General features: G+C 69.1%; 19 protein-coding genes and 3 pseudogenes. 14 read left to right on the top strand and 8 right to left on the bottom strand.

All coding sequences use genetic code 11. The features are described from left to right. Positions 1-6: 6 nt before the first annotated feature. Positions 7-894: a 1,4-dihydroxy-2-naphthoate polyprenyltransferase gene (locus tag AFER_RS08425; RefSeq protein WP_015799023.1), complete on the top strand. Its 888-nt coding sequence runs from the start codon at positions 7-9 to the stop codon at positions 892-894. Here the strand turns inward: AFER_RS08425 and AFER_RS11245 are convergent. After that, the gene (locus tag AFER_RS11245; protein ID WP_015799022.1) at positions 891-1,727 is read right to left on the bottom strand and encodes an alpha/beta fold hydrolase; all 837 of its coding nucleotides are present in this window, start codon (positions 1,725-1,727) and stop codon (positions 891-893) included. The genes AFER_RS08425 and AFER_RS11245 overlap by 4 nt on opposite strands. Here AFER_RS11245 and menD point away from each other — a divergent pair. Continuing rightward, positions 1,709-3,403 (top strand): 2-succinyl-5-enolpyruvyl-6-hydroxy-3-cyclohexene-1-carboxylic-acid synthase, encoded by a 1,695-nt coding sequence (menD, locus tag AFER_RS08415; protein WP_083769369.1) that lies wholly within the window; start codon positions 1,709-1,711, stop codon positions 3,401-3,403. The two genes, AFER_RS11245 and menD, sit on opposite strands and share 19 nt — an antisense overlap. Before the next feature lie 12 nt (positions 3,404-3,415). After that, the gene (gene tyrS / locus AFER_RS08410; RefSeq protein WP_015799020.1) at positions 3,416-4,651 is read left to right on the top strand and encodes a tyrosine--tRNA ligase; all 1,236 of its coding nucleotides are present in this window, start codon (positions 3,416-3,418) and stop codon (positions 4,649-4,651) included. 151 nt (positions 4,652-4,802) lie between these two features. Here the strand turns inward: tyrS and AFER_RS08405 are convergent. Continuing rightward, a pseudogene (locus tag AFER_RS08405) lies at positions 4,803-4,973 on the bottom strand (transposase); the annotation flags it as partial. A 314-nt stretch (positions 4,974-5,287) separates the two neighbouring features. Between AFER_RS08405 and AFER_RS12075 the strand changes: the two are divergent. The 3 genes and pseudogenes from AFER_RS12075 to AFER_RS08390 form a co-directional block, all read left to right on the top strand. Next, positions 5,288-5,446: pseudogene (locus tag AFER_RS12075) on the top strand (IS3-like element ISMyma10 family transposase); the annotation flags it as partial. Positions 5,447-5,537: 91 nt separating this feature from the next. Further along, on the top strand, positions 5,538-5,813 hold the full coding sequence (locus tag AFER_RS08395) for a type II toxin-antitoxin system Phd/YefM family antitoxin (protein ID WP_015799019.1): 276 nt from the start codon (positions 5,538-5,540) through the stop codon (positions 5,811-5,813). Beyond that, complete coding sequence (locus AFER_RS08390) at positions 5,813-6,205, top strand: PIN domain-containing protein (RefSeq protein WP_015799018.1); 393 nt, start codon at positions 5,813-5,815, stop codon at positions 6,203-6,205. Before AFER_RS08395 ends, AFER_RS08390 begins: the two co-directional genes overlap by 1 nt. 103 nt (positions 6,206-6,308) lie before the next feature. Here the strand turns inward: AFER_RS08390 and AFER_RS12785 are convergent, their stop codons facing one another. From AFER_RS12785 to AFER_RS08375, 5 genes and pseudogenes are all read right to left on the bottom strand, one after another. Continuing rightward, positions 6,309-6,659 carry an integrase core domain-containing protein gene (locus AFER_RS12785; RefSeq protein WP_425358545.1) on the bottom strand — a complete coding sequence of 117 codons (351 nt, stop codon included), beginning with the start codon at positions 6,657-6,659 and terminating at the stop codon, positions 6,309-6,311. Next, positions 6,589-6,975: pseudogene (locus AFER_RS12990) on the bottom strand (DDE-type integrase/transposase/recombinase); the annotation flags it as partial. The pseudogene AFER_RS12990 and the gene AFER_RS12785, both read right to left, overlap by 71 nt. A 212-nt stretch (positions 6,976-7,187) precedes the next feature. Next, positions 7,188-7,409: a hypothetical protein gene (locus tag AFER_RS11755; protein ID WP_143711993.1), complete on the bottom strand. Its 222-nt coding sequence runs from the start codon at positions 7,407-7,409 to the stop codon at positions 7,188-7,190. Then, a complete protein-coding gene (locus AFER_RS08380) occupies positions 7,369-7,569 on the bottom strand; it encodes a transposase (RefSeq protein WP_083769367.1) in 201 nt (66 codons plus the stop codon). The genes AFER_RS11755 and AFER_RS08380 overlap by 41 nt, the downstream gene beginning before the upstream one ends. A gap of 261 nt (positions 7,570-7,830) precedes the next feature. Beyond that, positions 7,831-8,238: an HIT family protein gene (locus AFER_RS08375; protein ID WP_015799017.1), complete on the bottom strand. Its 408-nt coding sequence runs from the start codon at positions 8,236-8,238 to the stop codon at positions 7,831-7,833. Positions 8,239-8,891: 653 nt separating this feature from the next. Between AFER_RS08375 and AFER_RS08370 the strand changes: the two genes are divergently transcribed. The 8 genes from AFER_RS08370 (at position 8,892) to AFER_RS08335 (ending at position 18,839) form a co-directional block, all read left to right on the top strand. After that, on the top strand, positions 8,892-10,082 hold the full coding sequence (locus tag AFER_RS08370; RefSeq protein ID WP_015799016.1) for a ribonuclease D: 1,191 nt from the start codon (positions 8,892-8,894) through the stop codon (positions 10,080-10,082). A 294-nt stretch (positions 10,083-10,376) separates the two neighbouring features. Beyond that, positions 10,377-11,129, top strand: coding sequence for a GntR family transcriptional regulator (locus AFER_RS08365; protein ID WP_015799015.1), 753 nt, complete (start codon positions 10,377-10,379; stop codon positions 11,127-11,129). A 29-nt stretch (positions 11,130-11,158) separates the two neighbouring features. Next, positions 11,159-11,746 (top strand): ImuA'/RecA-like NTPase, encoded by a 588-nt coding sequence (locus AFER_RS08360; protein WP_015799014.1) that lies wholly within the window; start codon positions 11,159-11,161, stop codon positions 11,744-11,746. Next, positions 11,743-13,296: a DNA polymerase Y subunit UmuC family protein gene (locus AFER_RS08355; protein WP_015799013.1), complete on the top strand. Its 1,554-nt coding sequence runs from the start codon at positions 11,743-11,745 to the stop codon at positions 13,294-13,296. Before AFER_RS08360 ends, AFER_RS08355 begins: the two co-directional genes overlap by 4 nt. Continuing rightward, positions 13,293-16,430, top strand: a complete 3,138-nt coding sequence (locus AFER_RS08350; RefSeq protein ID WP_171788982.1) for an error-prone DNA polymerase — start codon at positions 13,293-13,295, stop codon at positions 16,428-16,430. Before AFER_RS08355 ends, AFER_RS08350 begins: the two co-directional genes overlap by 4 nt. A 23-nt stretch (positions 16,431-16,453) precedes the next feature. Further along, positions 16,454-17,485 (top strand): type 1 periplasmic-binding domain-containing protein, encoded by a 1,032-nt coding sequence (locus tag AFER_RS08345; RefSeq protein ID WP_015799011.1) that lies wholly within the window; start codon positions 16,454-16,456, stop codon positions 17,483-17,485. Positions 17,486-17,539: 54 nt separating this feature from the next. Further along, positions 17,540-18,433, top strand: a complete 894-nt coding sequence (locus AFER_RS08340; RefSeq protein WP_015799010.1) for a PIG-L family deacetylase — start codon at positions 17,540-17,542, stop codon at positions 18,431-18,433. Between the two features lie 10 nt (positions 18,434-18,443). Beyond that, a complete protein-coding gene (locus AFER_RS08335) occupies positions 18,444-18,839 on the top strand; it encodes an SCP2 sterol-binding domain-containing protein (RefSeq protein WP_015799009.1) in 396 nt (131 codons plus the stop codon). Here the strand turns inward: AFER_RS08335 and AFER_RS11230 are convergent. Next, a complete protein-coding gene (locus tag AFER_RS11230; protein WP_015799008.1) occupies positions 18,763-19,626 on the bottom strand; it encodes a ChbG/HpnK family deacetylase in 864 nt (287 codons plus the stop codon). The genes AFER_RS08335 and AFER_RS11230 overlap by 77 nt on opposite strands. Positions 19,627-19,628: the final 2 nt, after the last annotated feature.

Genomic DNA, 19,628 nt, shown 5'->3' with positions numbered 1-19,628 from the left:
GGAACGATGGCGCAGGTAGGCGCGTGGATTGCTGGAGCTCGGCCGAGAACACTGCCGGCATCGGTCGCTCCGGTACTGGCTGCGACCGGCCTCGCGGCCCATCTCCATCACGCCGTCGTGCTGCGCGCGATCCTTGCGGCGGTGGTCGCGCTCGCGCTCCAGGTCGGGGTCAACTACGCAAACGACTACTCCGATGGTATCCGCGGTACCGATCAGGCTCGGGTCGGACCGGTTCGCCTGGTCGGCCAGGGGCTCGCGAGCCCCGCGCACGTTCGTGCGGCCGCCCTGGGGTCGTTCGCCGTCGCCGCGGCGGCCGGGGTGGTCGTCGCAGCCGAGACGAGCTGGTGGCTGCTCGTGATCGGCGCGAGTGCGATCGCTGCAGCCTGGTTCTACACCGGCGGACCACGACCCTATGGCTACGCAGGTCTCGGTGAGCTGTTTGCCTTCGCGTACTTCGGGCTGCTCGCCACGCTCGGGACGTTGTGGATCCAGGTCCACGCGCTCCCGGCTGATGGCTGGATCCTGGCGATCGGACTCGGGCTTGCGATCAGCGCCATCCTCATGGTCAACAACGTGCGTGACGTCGACGGGGACCGTCTCGCGGGCAAGCACACCCTGGCCGTGCGGCTCGGCGAGTCGACGACTCGCGCGCTCTTCGTGACGCTCGTGGCGGCCTCCGTCGTTGCCGTGGCGCTCGCAACCTGGCTCGCCACCGATCGGCTGGTTGCGGTGGCCGCGGTAGCCGTGGTCGGGCTCGTCGCGGCTCCGAGCGCGATCGCGCCGGTCGTTGGCGGTGCCAAGGGCCGTCCGCTCGTCGCTTCGCTGGCTGCAACCGGGCGGCTGACCCTCGTGCTCGGCCTCGCCTTTGCGCTGGCAGCGTGGCTCGCGGCTTAGGGAGCCGACGTCGGTGCGCGCCGGGCGGCGAGGAGTCCGAGCACGATCCCTTGGGCGATCTCGGGCGCCTCGGCGAGCACGTCGTGGCCCACGTTGGGCACGGTCACGATGTGCGCACGGTGCCTGAGGCGCGCTGCGTGCGCGACGTAGGCCGTGTCGCGCGTGCCGACGACGAGTGCGAGGCGCGCTCGTGAGTGAGCGAGCGCCTCGGTGAGGTCGGGCTGGCTGCCCGTGCCGTAGGCACGCAAGGCGTGGGCCCACCCGCTCGGATCGGCCAGGGCCCGGCCCCTGCGTCGCCGCTCGCTCAGCCGGCGGCGCGCGAAGAGCGGCTGGGAGTCCCACTCGTCGAGGAAGGCGTCGACGTTGCTCGCATCGGCACCGAGGGCTCGTGGTCGAGCGAGCTGGTCGAGTCGGTCTGCGAGGGCCTCGTCTCGGCGGCGCCGTTCGGCGCGGGCATCGGCGGCTTCGATGCCGGGATGCGCGGAGAAGGCGATGACCTCCGCCTCGAGCTCGGGGTGCACCGCGGCCAGCCAGAGGGCGAGGCGACCACCCATCGAGTAGCCGATGACGATGTCTGGGTCGAGCTCCGCAACGGCGTCGAGGAACGCCCGTACACTGGAGGGCCCTAGGTTGGCGCCGTGACCTGGGGCGTCGAGGAACACGATCTCGCTGGCAATGCCCTCGGCGACGGGAAGCAGCGTGCCGATGAGGCTCCAGCGCGACTGAGTGAAGCCGTGGAGCACGACGGCGCGTCGCTCGGGTCCGCCGGTGCTCGTGACCTCGACGACAGCACCGGTCGGTCCGAGGAGGTTGCGTGCACGAGCGTTGGTCATCGTCTCTCCTTGGACGCAGCGTTGCTCAGTGTACGGTGCTCGTCGAGGCCCTTACCCTCGGTGGGCTCGCGGGCGCGGTGCTCTGCCCAGGGAGTCGGTCGACGCCGATCGCGGCAGCGCTGAGTGCGAGCGATGCGTCGGTCGTCGTCGGCCTCGACGAGCGCGAAGCTGCCTTCTTCGCGCTCGGGTGGGCGAAGGCACTCCGTCGACCGGTGGCGGTCGTCACGACGAGCGGGACCGCTGCGCTGGAGCTCGTTCCCGCGCTCGCCGAGGCTCGCGAGGCGGGCGTCGCGCTCGTGGCGATCGTGGCGGACCGGCCCCGCTGGGCCCATGGCGTGGGCGCTGCACAAACGGTCGAGCAGGCCCAGACGCTCGCGTCGGTGGCCAGCGTCATCGATCTGGAGCTCTCCGACGTCGTGGACGCCGAGCAGCTCGCTGGCGTCGCGCACGAGCTCCTCGTGCGCACGGTTGCCGCGCCGTTCGGCCCTGGGCCGTGCGTGCTGAATCTTGCGATCGCCGAACCGCTTCTCGTCGACGAGGAGGTTCGGATCGGACCTTGGCATCCGCGCTCGGTGACGATCCCGAGTCGTCCCAGCCTGGCGGATGCATGGCTCGCGCAGTGGTTCGATCCTCAGCGTCGAGGCTGGCTCGTCGTCGGTGAGGACGACACGATCGATGTCGATGCCCTCGCCAGCGTCGCCGCGCACCTGGGCTGGCCCGTGCTGGCCGATCCGCTCGCTGGCGTCGAGCGCGGCCCGTGGGTCCTCGAGCACCCCGAGCTCGTCCTGCGCTCACTCCCCGACGCCTCCCCAGAGGTTGTCCTCGTCCTCGGCGCCCCACACGCCTCGCGTGTGGTCGCCGAGCGCATCGCCGTTGCGGCACGACGGGGCATCCCTGTGGCGTGGATCCAGAGCCGATCGCGCTGGCGCGATCCAGCGCGCCTCGCCACGACGGCGGTGGTCGCCGACGTCGGCGACGCCCTGCGGCGTGCGCTGCTGACCGTGCCGGGCGGCCACGCGGGCGAGCCGTGTGGGTTGTGTGAGCGCGATCGCACCATCGCGGCGACGCTCGAGCAGGTGGTCGCGGATGGGCCCACTGGCGAAGTCGCCCTCGCCCGGGTCGTCCTCCAGGGACTGCACGACGGAGAGTCGCTCGTCGTCGCGTCGTCGCTGCCCATTCGCCACCTCGAGGTCTTCGGCGGTCGCGCCCCTGCTGGCGTCCGGGTCCTCGCGAACCGAGGTCTGAACGGCATCGACGGCACCCTCGCCACCTGGCTCGGCGTCGCCCACGCGTCGAGAGCGCTCAGTGTCCTCGTCGTCGGGGACCTCACCGCGCTCTACGGACTCTCGGCCTTGTGGCAACTGCCGTTGCCCGAGCGAGGGCTGGTCGTGGTGCTCGAGAACCAAGGAGGCGTCATCTTCGACCGCGTCGCTCCGGCGCGCTTGCTCGACCCCACGACGCAGCGCTCCTTCTTCGTGACGCCGCCACGGTACTCGCCAGGACGCATCCTCGAAGGCCTCGGCCATGAGGTGATGACGCTCAAGGATGCGGCCTCTGTCAAGACGGCCCTCTCGCGCGCCCGAGCGGGCGCGTTCGTCGTGGCCCGCGTGGGCACGACTCGCGAGGCGACCAACGCCGAGCTCGATAGGCTCTACCAGGCTGCCGGACGGTCGTGACAGGGGGATCAAGTGTCGCTCGCTGAGGAGCTCAGGTGGCGTGGCGCGGTTCAAGATGCGTCGGCGCCACTCGAGCAGCTCCTCGATGCCGGGCCACGGGTCTTCTACATCGGCTTCGATCCAACCGCCGACTCACTGCACGTGGGCAACCTGCTCGGAATCGTGCTGGCGCGCCGACTGATCGATGCGGGTCATCGGGCGATCCTCGTTGCGGGCGGCGCAACCGGCATGATCGGTGATCCCTCGGGTCGCTCGAGCGAGCGGGTCTTGCTGGATCCGGCGACACTGCGACACAACACGGCCCGCATCGCCGGTCAGCTCCAACGACTCCTCGGCGACGTGGTGCCGGGGGCCGTGACGCTCGAGGACAATCGAACGTGGCTCGAGCCGCTCACCCTGATCGGGTTCTTGCGTGACATCGGCAAGCACGTGCCGGTCTCTGCAATGCTGGCGCGCGAGTCGATCCGTACGCGCCTCGGCGGTGAGGGCCTGTCGTTCACCGAGTTCAGCTACATGATCCTCCAGGCGGTGGACTTCGTAGAGCTCCACCGCCGCTACGGGTGCACGCTTCAACTCGGCGGGTCCGATCAGTGGGGCAACATCGCCGCCGGGATCGATCTCGTGCGACGTCTCGACGGGCACGAGGTCCACGGCCTCACGTGGCCGCTCGTGACGAAGGCCGACGGGACCAAGTTCGGCAAGTCGATGGGGGGTAACGTCTGGCTTGACGAAGACCGCACGTCGCCGTACGAGCTCTATCAGTTCTTCGTTCGGGCTGAGGACCAGAAAGTCATGGAGTACGTGGCCCTCTACACCTTTCTCTCTTTCGATGAGATCGCTGCGCTCCGAACTGCCCACGAGGACGATCCCTCTCGGCGCATCGCCCATCGGCGCCTCGCGTGGGAAGTGGTGCGCTTCGTGCATGGGGAGGCGGCTGCCGATCAGGCTGCAGAGGCCGCTCGTGCGCTCTTCGAGGGTGGACGTGCGGAGGCGGGTGCGCCCGTCGTCACCCTCGAGCGCGCGGCGTTTGGCGACGGCATCGATGTGATCGATCTCGCCCTTGCAGCAGGGCTCGCGAGGAGTCGGTCCGAGGCACGACGCCTCATCGCACAAGGGGGCCTCTATGTCGACGGACGTCGAGCACTCGAGGGTCAGCGTGTGTCGCAGGCGGATCTCACCGATGGCCATCTGACCCTGCGTCGCGGCAAGCGCGATTGGGTGGTGGTGCGGCTGAACGATGCGAACTAGCAGCCTCCCCACCAAGCCCCTCCCGGGTGGTGGCTGAGGGCACCAACCCTGCCAGAGAACGGATCCAGCTGACCCGTGCTCGCCCAGCTCCTCACCCTCTTCTCTTCGTCCCCTCCTTCGGAGGCAAGGAGGGGAGGGGCCCGAGCGCCTCTCAGGTGGCAAGCACCCAGCCGCCACCTACTCGGGTGAGCCCGAGACGCGGGAGCACCCTCAGGTTCCAGGTCGCACAGAGCAGCTCGAAGTGCAGGCGGTTGCGCACGAGTCCTCGGTAGCGCAGCCTCGCCCCAGAGAGCTTGCGCTTGCGCTGTGCGCTGATTCGCTCTGACCGTCCCCCCACACCGAGTCCACCCTCACTGTGAGATCCGACGTCTGAGCCGCCCCAGATTCCGTAGACACGTCGTTCGTCACACGTACGATGTCAGAAGGAGGGGAGAAGGTCAGTTCACCCTGGAGTACCGCATCGAGGCGGCCCACCGGGTTATCGATAGCGGCCGGAGCGTGCCGGGGAGGTGGCCCGGGAGCTCGCGATCGGGGAGTACAGCCATCTTTCGATGGGTGCGGGAGGAGCGCAGGCGGATCGAGGCAGCGAGCGCCACTGGCAGCCCGCCCCTCACGGCGCAGGAGCGCACCGAGCTCATCAGGCTGCGCAGGGAGCTCAAGGAGATGACCTCAGCCTGGGTGAACTGGTACGACACGCGGAGGCTCATGCACCGGCTGGGGCGCCGTCCACCCGTCGAGGTCGAGCAGGAGTACTATGGCCGCCTGGCGGCCGAGTCCGAGACCGTTCACACATAACGAAGTGTGCACGAAACCCGGGGCGGTTCAACACGCCTGGGAGCACATCGATCCCTGGAGCGGTCAGCGACAGAGTGCTACAATGTAGAACATGAGTACGGTAGGCATCCGCGCCCTCAAGCAGAACGCCTCGCAGGTGGTGGCCAGAGCCGCCGCCGGCGAGGTGGTGACCATCACTGACCGGGGAAGACCGGTCGCCCAGCTCGTTCCGGTCCCGGAGGGGCGAGTCGCTGCCTTCGTCGCGTCGGGTCGGGCTCGGCCGGCGAAGGGCTCGCTCGCAGCTCTCGGCGCGCCTCCCGACGCGGGTGCGGAGCAGCCCAGGCTGTCGGAGGTCGTAGCGGCCATGCGTGGCGGGGAGCGCTACTGATGGTCTTCTACCTCGACACGTCGGCGGCGGCCAAGCTCGTTGTCGCCGAACCGGCGTCAGAAGCCATGGCATCGTGGGCGGCCAGCCACGAAACCCAGGTGATTGCCAGTGACTTGCTGCGCACCGAGCTCCTTCGGGCGACCCGGCGCGCGGCCCCCGATCGGATGCAGCGCGCTCGATCAGTACTTGACGCTCTCACCTTGTTCAACCTCACCTCTGCCACGCTCGAACGGGCGGCCACCCTTGACCCCGAAGAGTTGCGGAGTCTGGACGCGCTCCATCTTGCCGCAGCTCTGGAACTGGGTGACGAGCTCGACGGCATCGTCACCTACGACAACCGTATGGCGGCGGCGGCCTCCCAGTACGGCGTCGCGGTGATAGTGCCGACATGAGACCTGGTCTGCATGTGAGTACCGAGAATCCTGTCAGGGCTGAAAATCTGTCCAAGGTCCAGGCCCGACTGTCCGAGGTCGCCGAGAAAGTGGCGACCACCCACTAGTGGGTCCAGATCGCTGGCCTTCCCCCCATTTGCTTGACAGTCTGAATGTAGGCCACGGCCGCCTCCGCACGGGCCCAGGTGAGCTCGTACTCGATTGGCGGTCGGTACCCGAGGCTCGAGTGCAGGCGGACCGTGTTGTAGCGCTGAATCCAGCTCGCGATGGCAGGGCGGGCCTCGGCGAGGTTCGCGAAGCGGTAGCGACCCACCAGCTCGCGCTTCAGGCTGCCGAAGAAGGCCTCGGCGACAGCGTTGTCGTCGCGAGGTCGCGACCCTGCCCACCGACTGGCGAAGCCCGAGCGTCGCGCAGAGCTGGCAAACCTTCCGGGAGAGGTACTGGTTGGCGCGATCGCTGTGAAAGATCGCCCCAGCCACGCTGCCCCGGGTCCGAAGAGCTCCGCAGATCGCCTCGACCACCAGGTCATCAGGCATGCGATGCTGGAGTGAGCAGCCCACGATGCGCCTCGAGCCAAGGTCTGCCACCGTGGCGAGGTAGCAGAACCCCTCATCGGTTCGGACGCAGGTGATGTCGCTCGCAGAGCAACGCCCTGGCTCGCCAGGGGCGAAGTCCCGCTGGACCAGGTCCGGGAGGGGTGCGTCCTCTGCAGGCGTCGTGGTACGCACGAAGCGCCGGGGTGGGCAGGCGGCTATCTCGAGCTCGCGCATCATGCGTTCCACTCGCTTGTGGTTGACGCACTCACCGCGTGTCGCAGCTCGTGGGTCACTCTGGGACTTGGCGTGGGTGCCGTCGCTCTCGCGCCAGATGGCGCGAAGCTCGCTCGCGAGCACCAGGTGCTCGGGGTCAGGGCCGCGCTCGCGCCAGCGTCGCCAGGCGTCGTAGGCCTGGCGCGAGACTCCGATGACTCGTGCCGCTGCCGCTACGGAGAACCCATCGGCCTCCTGACGAGCAACCGGAGCGGTAGCGGGTCACTGGTTGCCCTCGCAGGATCCGCAAAGGCCGGGCAACGCTTCGGCAGCTCACGTTCCATCGTCACCTGCTTGAGCTGGCGGCGCAGACGAGTGAGCTCCTCGCGCTCGGCGCTCGTGAGACCTTCGCGCTCACCGCGGTCGATGCGTTCCTGGTGCACGCGAGTTGCCAAGGGTCTGCTCGTTCACGCCAAGCTCGCGGGCGACCTCAGCGATGGTGCGACGCTGGTCGAGGACCAATGCTGCGGCTCCTTTGAGGAACTGGCTCGGGTAGCGGCCGCGTCGTCGCCGAGCGGGGCTGTCGCCCGGTGGTGGGTTCGGTGTCTGGCTCATCCCTTCCTCCTAGAGCAGGTGTCAACCTGGAGGGGGGAAGGCCAGCCAGCCGCTCCCAGGTGGTCTCGGTGATGTGCGAAGGCCCGAGCGACCTCGACGACCGTGGCGCCCGCCTTCAGCAGCTGTCCCCCTCGGCCAGCCTCCGGAGGATCTGCTCCGGCCTATGGCGCTTCGGGCCCTTCATGTGGTCTCCCTCCCACTCGTCCATTCTGGTCGCTCACGAAGCGGGTGGTCTTGTTTGAGGGGCGCCAGCCAGGGTTCCTAGCTCTGTGGTGCTACGAGCGCGTGCAGGGTCGTGCGCCAGAGCGTGACCTCATCGTCGCTGCCGTAGCGACGTCGAGGCCAGAGCAAGCCTCGAAGCCCATCGCCGCGATGTCGAGGCACCACGTGACAGTGCCAGTGCGGCACCGATTGCGAGACGACCACGTTGGTCAGGATCAGCGCGCCGTCCGCGATGCCGTGCGAGCGCAAGCCCCGCGAGAGTCGTTGAGCGGTCACCGTGACGGAAGCCAACTGAGCAGGGCTCGCGTCATCGAAGGTGGGGACGTGGCCGGTCGGGATGACGAGCGCGTGACCGGGAGCCACCGGCGCGCGATCCAAGATGACGGCGACGTCGTGGTCCGCCGTGACGAGATAGGGGTCACTCGTGGCAAGGAGATGACAAAACACGCAACCTTCCACGGCCACAGCGTAGGGCGGGGGACCGCCGTGGCCGAGTCATGCTCGGACGGACGCAGGCACGAGCTCTCGTGGCACGGCGGTCTGCGCACGCGTGAAGGGGCTGTGCTTCGTCCCGGGCGCTTGGTGCGTTGAGGCCGAAATCGCGTTCGCGAACGCGATTCGGGAGCTGGTCACTCGGCGTCGGTTGGCGAACCTCCCTGAGCTCGGTCATGCTCTCGTTGTCTGGATCAAGTGCGACAGCGCGGTCTGACCGCACCCGAGCCTCGGGTACGTGCCACCCGTCGAGTACGAGCTCTCCTGGACCCGTCGGGAGGCGGCCGTGGCCTCAATCAGGCTGTCAAGCAAGTGGGGGGAAGCCCAGCCTGCGGCGGTGGCTCATTGGGTCGGTCGCTCAGGTGATCGCTCTCGACTCGGAACGTCTTCGCCGTGGTGTGGTGCAGCAGGCAACCCGTGTTGGCCGCCGCGAACACCGGAAATCTTGCGATGGTGCCCGAGTTGCCAAGGACTGTAGGCGAGGTCACGACGATGCTCTCGGCCTGCTCGCGAGCTGAGGTCACCTCTGACCAGCCCCATCCCCACGGGAGGGCTGGTTCGAAGGGCTCCTAGGCTGGAGGCGTGGCCAGAGTGACGGCGAGCGCCGTGTGGGCGACGGGCGGGTCGTGCTGATGGCGCTGAGTGCGTCGGTCGTGAGCGATGACGAGCCCGTCTGGCTCGATCGACAGTCGGACCTCGACGAACTCGTCGGCGTCGGGCTCGGGGTGCCACGCATCGCGATCGACACTGAGTTCCATCGGGAGCGGACGTACTATCCACGCCTCGCGTTGGTGCAGGTCGCGATCGATCGGAGGGTGTGGTTGATCGATCCGCTGCGGGTCGATCTCTCGCCGATCGCAGCGTGGTTCGACGAGGTGGAGCTCGTATTTCACGCTGCCGATCAGGACCTCGAGATCATCGAGCGCGCGGTCGGCGCACGCCCACGGCGTATCTTCGACACCCAGGTCGCAGGTGGATTCCTCGGGGCCGGTCACGCGAGTCTCGGCGCGTTGCTCGATCGCTACCTCGGCGTGAGCATCTCCAAGGCTGAGCGCACCTCGGATTGGCTGCGTCGTCCTCTCGAGCCCGGGCAACTCGCCTACGCCGCGAACGACGTCCGCTACCTCGCTGCGCTCGCCGACCGGCTTCTCGAGGAACTGCACGCTCGTGGACGAGAGGACTGGGCTCGCTCAGAGATGGCTCGTCTCGTGGAGCGGCGGCGTCGGGACATCGAACCGGAGCTCGCATGGACACGGATCCGGGAGTGTCGTGGCCTCGATCCTACGGGGAGACGGATCGCAGCGAGCGTGGCGGCCTGGCGCGAGCGCACCGCCCAACGCGACGACGTTCCGGTGCGCACGGTGCTCTCGGATCTCGCCGTGGCGAGTGTCGCCAAGGCGCGTCCGAGCTCGCTCACCGAGCTGCGCAGCGTGCGGGGCTTCGACGGCCGCATGGCGAAGGAACGTGCTCGTGAGCTACTCGAGGTCGTACGAGCTGCGCGTGACGACGATGCCATCGTGGCTCGGGGCGCCGTGCGTATGGATCGCGCGCTCGATCCCCACGAGGTGCCGCTCGTGCTCACGGCACAAGCGCTCGTCCATGCAGTGGCGCTGGAGCTCGAACTCGAGCCCTCGTTGCTCGGTTCGCGTGAAGAGGTGGAGCTCTTCGTGTCTCGGGGCGAGGGGAGCCTGCTCGAAGGGTGGCGCTACGACGTCGTGGGACGTGGGATCCAGGCCATCCTCGCGGGAGAGCGCCGCATCGAGGTGCATCAAGGACGGCTGCGTCAGATCGATCGCTGAGGCTGGAGCGCCGGTGTCGTCGTGGTCGTCTCTGCGACGGGTACGCCGGAGCGGTCGGTCGCGATCGCGTAGGCGTCGTGTGTCGATCGCCCTCCGTGACGAGGTCTCGATGCATTGGTCTCAGTGACTCGTGTCGCCGCCAGGCGGTGGGGCAACGAGCTGGGATGTCTGGCGCGTGGAGCGCTCGACGGTGCAGGTTGAGCGCCGACCGTATGCTGGACCGATGGGTTGGGCGGATCAGCGCGCCGGGTGTGAGCACACCTGCAGGGCTGCTTCGAACGGATGGGGGATCTCGTGACTGACCGACTACAGCCGGCTCGTCTCGATCCGGGGTCGCCGGTGCCGCTGTGGGTGCAGCTCGCCGATGAGCTGCGCTCGGCGATCGACGATGGTCGGGTGCGCCATCGTCTCCCCTCCGAGCCCGAATTGCGCGATGCCTTCGGGGTGTCGCGCGCGACCGTTCGCGAGGCGATCCGTCAGCTGCGCATGGAGGGCTACCTCGACGCTCGCCAGGGACGAGGTACCTTCGTAGTGCCCAGGAGGCAGTTCGAGGGGTACCAGCAGCAGCGATTCTCGCTGGCGGCGCGCCTTGCCGACGTGGGCAAGGAGGTCGCGACGCTGCTGAGTGTCGAGGTGCGCGACGATGCTCGGGCTGCGGAGCGCCTGGAGATCCCTGCGCAGTCGTTCGTCGTGGTCCGGCGCCTCCGGGGCGTCGAAGAGGACGTCGTCGCACTCGAGGAGGCGAGCGTCGTGCTCCCCGAGGGCGAGGTGTTGCTCGAGGCCAAGCTCCAGCAGGGATCGATCTACGAGATCTTGGAGCAGCACGCCGGCGTGCACGTGTCGGCGGGGATGGACGAGGTCTCGGCCGTCAACGCTGACGGCGAGGTGGCTCGTCTCCTCGGTGTCGAGGTCGGTCAAGCGCTCTTGCTGGTCGAGCGGCGCACGTTCGCCGGGGCGCGACCGGTCGAGTATCGGCGGTCGCTGCTGCTTCCCGAGCGGATCCACTTCATCGCGCAGTGGGGGCGCATGGAGGGGGAGCCGTCGTGATGAACGAACAAATGTTCTAAAATCACGATGTGACCTCCTTCCTGTCTGCTGGGCAGCTGGTAGACCAGCGACTCGAGCTGGGCGGCTCGGCGGGCCAGTGCCTCGGGGACGGCGTCCCGCCTGGAACCGCGCTGGTGATGCACGGCGGCCCGGGTGCGCGTTGGGGTGCACTCGAGGCGATCGCGCCGAGTACTCATCAGGGCAGGGCGGTGGCGCTGCTCGGTCTCGAGGACCTGCCAGCCGCCGCGCTCGAAGCGGCTGGGTGGTCGCTCACACACGTGGCACAGGTGTCGGTGCCGACAGCGCAGCTGGCGGTCGTGGCGTCCAACCTTGCAGAGGTGGTCGACGTGCTCGTCGTCTCCGATCGGGTTGTCGACGTCCGGTGGCCGCGCATTCTCGGGCGTGTGCGCCGCCGACGAGGGATCGTTGTGGTGCTGGAACGCGCGTGCAGTCGCGAGCGCCACCGCGTGCTGGCCGCAGCGGGATCGATCCGTGCGCTCGAGGTCGCCTCGATGACGGTCGCCGAGGAGTCTGGCCTGCCGCGCGAGGTGCGCGTCAGCTTGCGTCGTTCGTCGCTGGTGACGACGACGCCCACGGCCGTCGAGGTGGCGGGTTGATCGACCTCGACGAGATCGACCTCGACGGCATCGAGCTGGTCGCTGCGCGGCCAGGGGTCGTTGCGTGGATCGAGGATCTCGAGCTCATCGCACATGGTGGTGCTGATGCGGTCGACGTCGTCGTCGATCGTCGCGATCGGGTCGTCGCCGTCGGGTCCCGTGCTCGAGCTGCTGGGATCCCCCTCGGGGCACGTGCCCCCATGGTGCGTGCCCGCCTCGGTGATGGCCGGGTGGTCGCGGTCGATCCGATCGCAGAGGCACGTTGGTTGGCCCGCGTGCACCGGGCACTCTGGAGCGTCTCGCCGGGCGTGGGTCAGGTGGCAGGCGTGCGTGGGGCCTTTGCGATCGAAGCGCGTGCCGCCCGCCGCTTCTACGGGACCGAGTACGCACTCGTCGAGCGCGTGCGGGCAGCCCTCGACGGCACCGTGCCGACTCGAGTGGCGCTGGGTGCTTCGATCGCGGGCGCACTCATCGCCACCGTCGCTGGCGCCACGACGGATGGAGGCGGGGCCGAGGTGGGCTCGCGGGCGTGGTTCGCTGCCCAGCCGGTCGAGCTGCTGCCCCGGTGGCTCGCTGGTCCGCTTCGTGACGTCGGCGTGCGTCGCGTCGGTGGCTTCCAGCGCATCGACACGGCTGCGGTGGCCGCTCGCTTCGGAGACCGTGGCCTGCGCTGGCACCGACTCGTGCGACTGGAAGCCGATCTTCCGCTCGTGCGCACCCCTCCACTCGAGCCGGACGCGGTGGCGATCGACGTCGAGGAAGGCGAGGATGCCCAGAGCGTGCGGTTTCGCCTCCGTGGGGCGCTCGATCTCGTGCTCGCCGAGCACGCAGACGTCGCGCCTGCCCGATGGCGCTCCTTCGTCGACCTCGAGGGAGCCGTGGCGCTCGAGCGGGTCGTCGAGCGCCCGGTCGGAGGGACGGCGGCGGAGATCCTCGAATCGGTGCGTGCGCTGAGCGATCGCGCCGAGGGTGCTCGGGGGCGACCGGTACGCGTCGGCGTGGAGATCCTTGCGTGGAGTGTGCCACAACCCCCGCAGCTCTCCCTCGATGGCGTGCCTGGCGCGCGACGTCAGGCCGTACGTCAGGCATTTCACGTGCTCCAGCAGCGCTATGGACCGGAGGCGGTTCGGGTCGCAGGTCCGGGACCGGTGGGTCGCGGGTTCGCCGATCGACGTCCTTGGGTGTCCTGGACCGGGGTTTGGCCGGTCGTCGACGACAGGGTCGGAACTGGCGCCCCGTGGCCTGGCCATGTTCCGGGACTCACGCCGACGCGGGTTCCGGAGCGCCTCCAGGCCGTCGTGCTGCTCGATGCGCATGGTATGGCCGTCGAGGTCGATCGTGATGGCGTCTTGAGCGCTCCACCGGCGGTGCTCGACGACGGAGAGGGTCCTGAGCGCATCGAGGCGGCTCATGGGCCGTGGGTGGTGCGCGAGCGGTGGTGGGAGCGCCGTCGTGCTCGCTACGCCCGACTCGTGCTCGCGACCGAGCGGCGGTGGTGCTGGGTTCGACGGGAGCACGGGCGATGGTGGCTCGAGGGGAGCTACGAGTGAGCGAGGCGGTCGTCGAACTCCATGCCCATTCGTCGTTCAGCTTCCTCGACGGCGTCGTCGATCCAGAGGATCTCGTCGAGGCCGCGGCGGTCGCGGGTTACCGTGCGCTCGCGCTGACCGATCACAACGGTCTCTACGGAGTACCCCGCTTCCTCGAGGCGGCTCGCCGTGTGGGGGTCGTCCCACTCGTCGGTGCCGAACTTACGTTGGCGACGACGACGCCTCGAGCTGGCGCGACCGACCCGGAAGGGGAGCACCTCGTGGTCCTCGCAGCCTCGCCAGAGGGCTATCGAGCGCTGTCGCGTGTCATCGCGACCGGTCACATGCGTACCGGCGAGAAGGGACGCTTCGATCTCACGATCGACGACCTCGCTGAGGCGGCCCCATCAGGTGGGTGGTTCGTGCTCGCGGGGTGGCGCAAGAGCCCTCCGGGGCGTGCGCTCGCGCACGCTGGGCCGAGCGCCGCGGAGCGCAGTGTGCGCTCGCTGTGGGAGCGCTTCGGCGATGCGTTGGTGTTGGAACTCGTCGACACCCTCGACCCTGCCGACACGGTCCGCAACGACGTCCTCGCGGCGATCGGTGCGCACCACGGCCTGCCGGTGGTGGCGACCCAGGCTGTGCACGCGATCGACGTGCGAACCCAGCGAGCCGCCGTAGTTGCCGCTGCGATCCGTGCACGGCGCACCCTCGGAGAGCTCGATGGCTACCTCCCAGGCGCAGGGCCGCCGGTGCTGCGGCCAGCGCGCGCGTTGCGAGCGCGGTTCGGCCGCTATCCCGGCGTGGTCGACGCCGCCGTCGAGCTGGCCGCTCGGTGCGCCTTCAACGTCGATCTGGTGGCCCCTGGCCTGCCTCGTGACGTCGTCGCGATGGGCGTCGACGATGACGAGGCCCTCGTCGCGCTCGTGGCCGAGCGGGCACCGAGGCGCTACGGTCCGAGAGCTGCGCCGCGGATCCCCGGTGCGTGGGAGCAGATCGACCACGAGCTCGACGTGATCCGCTCGCTCGGTTTTGCCGGCTACTTCCTCGTCGTCACTGACATCGTGGACTTTTGCGTGCGAGAGGGCATCTACTGCCAAGGGCGCGGCTCGGCGGCGAACTCGGCGGTGTGCTACGCACTCGGGATCACGAACGTCGATCCGGTGGCGCTCGGTCTGCTCTTCGAGCGGTTCCTCTCGCCCGAGCGAGACGGTCCTCCCGACATCGACGTCGACATCGAGAGCCGTCGTCGTGAAGAGGTCATCCAGTACGTCTATACCCGCTATGGACGAGCGCGTGCGGCGCAGGTCGCCAGCGTGATCACGTACCGTGCTCGGTCGGCACTGCGCGACAGCGCGCGGGTCTTCGGTGTCGACCAGGCCACGCTCGCGGCGTGGTCGAAGGGGGTCGAGCACCGAGGTTCGGTCGCGCGCTCACTCGCGGAACGTGACGGCGCGGGTCGCCCGTTGCTCGAGGTCCCTGCGGTGATTGCTGAGGTGGCGAGCGTCCTCGAGGGCGCTCCTCGGCACCTCGGGGTCCACGTGGGCGGGATGGTCCTGTGTGATCGCCCCATCGTGGACGTGTGTCCGACGGAATGGGCACGGGCCGAGGGTCGCAGCGTGCTCCAGTGGGACAAGGATGACTGCGCGCGCATGGGTCTCGTGAAGTTCGATCTCCTCGGGTTGGGCATGCTCGAGGCGATCCACGAGATGGTCGATCTCGTGCGCGAGCGCGTCGGCGTCGAGGTCGACATCGCCACGCTGGAACAGGATCCGGCGGTCTACGAGATGCTTGCTCGTGCTGACTCGGTGGGTGTGTTCCAGGTCGAGTCGCGTGCGCAGATGGCGACACTCCCACGGCTGCGTCCCAGCCGGTTCTACGACCTCGTCGTGGAGGTCGCGCTCATTCGCCCCGGTCCGATTCAAGGTGGGTCGGTCCATCCCTACCTGCGTCGCCGAGCCGGTGAGGAGCCAGTGGTCTATCCGCACCCGCTCGCTGAGCGAGCACTCGCAAAGACCCTCGGTGTGCCGCTGTTCCAGGAGCAGCTGATGCAGCTCGCGATGGACGTCGCGGGTTTCAGTGCTGCCGAGGCTGACGAGCTGCGCCAGGCGATGGGGGCGAAGCGCTCCAGCGCGCGCATGGCACGGCTCCACGACCGGCTCATGGCGGGCATGGCCGCTCGAGGCGTGGATCCGGCCGCGCGCGAGCAGGTCGTCACGCAGCTCGAGGCGTTCGCGAACTTCGGGTTTCCCGAGAGCCACGCGGCGTCGTTCGCGTGGCTGGTCTACGTGAGTGCATGGTTCAAGGTCCACTACCCGGCGGCGTTCTACGCCGGGCTGCTCCGAGCTCAGCCCATGGGGTTCTGGTCGCCGCAGACACTCGTACGCGATGCGCGGCGTCATGGTGTTGGGGTCCTCGGTCCGGATGTGACGCGGTCGAGCGCACGCGCCGACGTCGTCGTACGCGATGGCGAGCAGCTCCTTGCGCTCGGTCTCGACGCCGTTCGAGGGATCGCAGCGGCGACGGCGTCGAGCATCGTCGCGATGCGTCCGTTCGACTCGCTCCTCGATCTCGTCCAGCGGGTCGAACTCACGCCCGAGCAGATTCGCCGTCTCGCTGGCGCTGGTGCCCTGCGTGCACTCGAGCCGTCGGGGCAGCGCGCCATCTGGTTCGCCGACGAGCTGGCACGTCGGCATCGGATGCTCGATGGCCTCGGGTTTCCCTCGAGCGAGCCCGTCTTCCCTGCCCTCGACCCTCGTGAGCGGGCAGCGCTGGAAGTCGACGCGCTCGGCCTGCTGGTCGGGGACCACCCGATGGCGTTCGTTCGGGAGCGGTTGTCGACACTTGGCGTCGTGCGCGCCGATCAGCTGGCGAGCCAGCGCCATGGTCGGCGGGTTCGCGTGGCCGGTACGGTGACGCATCGCCAGCGCCCTGGTACGGCGCGTGGCATCGTCTTCATGAACCTCGAAGATGAGACGGGCCTCGTCAACGTGTTGGTCAAGCCGTGGCTCTGGCGTCGCGATCGATCGCAGGCACTCCACAGCGCGGTGCTGGTCGACGGCGTGATCGAGCGGGCCGGGACCGTCGTGACCGTGGTCGCTGATCGGATCGTGAGCCTTCCTGAGGCCATCGCCCTTGGCTCCAGGGACTTCCAGTAGGGCGCTCGATAGCATGAGGCGCGATGCGCCGTCGTCATCTCGTCGTCCCCTGTGCCCTCGGCCTCGTTGCTGCGGCGTGCACGAGTACGCAGGTGTCGACGCCGCTCCCGGCGGCGAGCGCACCTGGCGTGACCGCGAGCTCTGTCGCAGTGGCGACGGTGACGGCCACTCAGTCTCCGTGGAGCATTGGCGCTGCCTCCTATCGCCGTGGCATCGACGAGGCGCTCACGTGGGCGAACGAGCACGGTGGCGTCGCAGGTCGCCGCATCGACCTCATCGCGGAGACGGTGCCAGCTACGTCGAGTGCAGCGGCCATCGAGACCCGCGATGCGCTGACGACGGTGGACGCGTTCACCGTCGTCGGCGCGAGTCTCGGGCCAGCGACGAGCACGGTTGCAACGGTGGCGTCACGTATCGGGGCATCATCGTCCTTCCCGATCGTCTCTGGAGGCTGGCTGCCACCCCTCGCTGCGCAGCTCCAGGTGCTCATGCACGACGGCTCGCTGGGCGCGCGCCCGTTGCTGTGGCTCCCTCCTGGGACGACGATGACCGTGCTGCCGGCGGGCGTGCGTGACGCGATCGGCGAGAGCTCGATGTCGCTCGCGAGTGCCGTGCGCGCGAATCCGGGCGCCACGCTTGTCGTCGGCGACGATCTTGTCGCCGACGCGACCGTGCTGCACGATCTCGTCCAGGCTGGCGTGACACCGAAGGCCGTCGTTGTCGTCGGCGCGATGCTCGCCCCCGCCAGAGACGGCGCATGGCTGGCGGTGAGCGCCGGGATTGATCCTCGACGCCTCTCGGTCGTGAGCGATGTGCCGACGACGCTGCCACCGTCGTGGGCACCGCTCGTCGCCACCTTGTCCGCACGCGCAGGGGGAACTCGTGCAGCGACCCTCGGCGTTGTGGTCGGGCTGAACATGGTCGGGGCGATCCACGCCCTTGGCGCAACGCCGACGCGCGTGGGGCTCGCTCGGGTCCTCGATGCTGCGATCGCCGGTCGACCTGGCGTCGGCACCGTGAGCGTGAGCGGGTCGGTGACGCTGGTGCCGGCGTAAGCCTCGAGGGCAGCACGGCGCCCTGGAGGAGTGGTTCCTCGGTAGGCTGGCGGCGTGAGTTCCCAGACGTCGGCGCGCCAAATCGCAACGTTCCGCCTGGTGACGGTGCATGCTCATCCCGATGACGAAGCGTCGAAGGGTGCGGCCACTATCGCGCGCTACGCCGATGCCGGTGTCCACTGTGTGCTCGTGACGGCGACCGGGGGCGAGGAGGGTTCGTACCTGAACCCTCAGCTCGCGACGGAGCGGCCGGAGCGCATGGCACGGATGCGGCGTGAGGAGCTCGACAAGGCGGCGGCCATCGCGGGCTATGCCGAGATCGTGCGCCTTGGGTTTCGCGACTCCGGGATGCCGGGCTCTCCCACGGCGCGTCATCCACGCGCCTTCGGTTCGGTGCCACTGCTTGAGGCGGCGCGTGGCTTGATCGCCACGTTCAGGCGCGTGCGACCTCACGTCGTCATCTCCTATCCCGAGGACCAGGCGGGCTATCCGCACCCGGACCATCTCCGTGTCTTCGAAGCGACGCGCCTCGCGCTCGCCTTGGCGCCAGAGCCCACGGTGTTGCCGGAGCTCGGCCCACCGTGGCGAGTGCCGCGGTGGGCGTGGTCACTGTGGGTCCGGGAGCGCTCCGTCCGCATTGCCGAGGCGCTTCGGGCACGGGGGATCGAGGTTCCTTGGGCTCGCACGGATCGCCCGGGCCAGGACGAGCTCGTCGGGGCGCGTGTCGACGTCACCGGCTTCATCGAGCGTGCCCACGAGGCGCTCCGTGCCCACGCATCGCAGGTGGACCCGGCATCGCCGTGGTGGTTCGCGCTGGGGGCTTCGGAGCTGGAGGAGCTGTGGCCGACGGACGACTACCACATCGTCGGTCAGCCAGCCGGCGTCGTGGTGGACGATCTCTTCGCCGATCTGCTGCTGGAGCCGGCGAGCCTCGAGACCCGATGGTGAGGAGGATGTGATGGGGGCATGGCTCTCGAGCGCGTGGGTCGCCGATACGAAGGAACTCGGTGCGGCGATGCCTCGCCAGGAGGGTGCGAACGGCGTGGTGCAGTACTACGTGCTTGCCGACGTCGAGCGTCCGTACTACTGGGTGATCGAGGACGGGCAGCTCGCCGACGCCGGGCTTGGCGAGCACCCGAACCCGGACGTCTCGATCACGGTGGACGTCGAGATCGCGCGTGCGATGCAGCGGGGAGAGCTCGATCCGACGACGGCGTTTCTCGAAGGGCGCCTGGAGGTCGAGGGCAACCTCGATCTGCTCGTGGCTCTGCTGCCCATTACGGCGTCGCCGGCGTACCGAACCCTTGAGCAGGAGCTCGCCCGTCGGACGGACTTCGATCGACTCGGCGACTGAGGTCGCGGTAGCTCGTCCGGTGGATGGAGCGCTGCTCGAGTGCCCCCCAGAGGCGTTCGATGTGCTCGAGGAGCCGGACGGGGGCCGGGGCGGCACCGCCGCTCGCGACCCAGGCCGCGAGCTCGGGACTGTCGATCGCGAGTGGGAGGCCGAGCTCGCTGATGCCCTCTGGGAGGGCGTGGGCACTCGAGCGGACGAGATCCAGCAGGGCGCCCGCGTCGGTCAGCGTCGCCGGGTCGACGGGGATCGCGGCGTCGATGGTGCGGATGCCGCGGTCGCGAGCGATCCCCCAGGCGTCGTAGCCGAGGTGTGCCTCGTCGGCGCTCGGCGTGAGGCGAAGGACGAGACCGTACTCCTCGGCGAGCGAGGCGACCACGTCGAACAGGTCGGCGCGGCGCAGGATCCCCTCGTCCAAGAGTGCCACGTGGCTCGGGCTGATGCCCCACCAGATGGCCCGTTCGAGCTGGGTGCGCAACTCGAGCGCTGCCTCCTCGGCGTCGGCGTGTTCGACGAGGTCGGCGGCCGCGACCGGGAGTCCGCCATCCCCGCTCGCCAGCGTTGGTGCCGCGGTGAGCGGGGAGAGTCGCAGGATCGGATGGGCCGAGGTCAGCGTCAGCGTGACACCAAGGTCCTGGCCTCGGTAGCGACGGACGACCTCGGGGGCCCACGGGCCCGCCACCACGAGTCGAGCACTGGTCGCGAGGCCACGGTCGAGGGCGAGGAAACCCCCGGAGGTGTGCGCCTCCGTCAACCCGAGGAACTCGGCGACGACGACCAACTCGCGCACGG

This window comes from Acidimicrobium ferrooxidans DSM 10331, from assembly GCF_000023265.1.
In the GTDB taxonomy this organism is placed as follows: Bacteria; Actinomycetota; Acidimicrobiia; order Acidimicrobiales; family Acidimicrobiaceae; genus Acidimicrobium; species Acidimicrobium ferrooxidans.
Note: the sequence above shows the minus strand (reverse complement) of the source record. Positions and strands in the feature narration are given on the sequence as shown.

What these genes read in the sequence shown, in the direction of transcription:
- AFER_RS08335 (WP_015799009.1), top strand. Translation starts at nt 18,444, where the DNA reads ATGGGGGCATGGCTCTCGAGCGCGTGGGTCGCCGATACGAAGGAACTC.
- AFER_RS08390 (WP_015799018.1), top strand. Translation starts at nt 5,813, where the DNA reads ATGGTCTTCTACCTCGACACGTCGGCGGCGGCCAAGCTCGTTGTCGCC.
- AFER_RS08345 (WP_015799011.1), top strand. Translation starts at nt 16,454, where the DNA reads ATGCGCCGTCGTCATCTCGTCGTCCCCTGTGCCCTCGGCCTCGTTGCT.
- AFER_RS08425 (WP_015799023.1), top strand. Translation starts at nt 7, where the DNA reads ATGGCGCAGGTAGGCGCGTGGATTGCTGGAGCTCGGCCGAGAACACTG.
- AFER_RS08380 (WP_083769367.1), bottom strand. Translation starts at nt 7,569, where the DNA reads ATGAGCCAGACACCGAACCCACCACCGGGCGACAGCCCCGCTCGGCGA.
- AFER_RS08395 (WP_015799019.1), top strand. Translation starts at nt 5,538, where the DNA reads ATGAGTACGGTAGGCATCCGCGCCCTCAAGCAGAACGCCTCGCAGGTG.
- AFER_RS11245 (WP_015799022.1), bottom strand. Translation starts at nt 1,727, where the DNA reads ATGACCAACGCTCGTGCACGCAACCTCCTCGGACCGACCGGTGCTGTC.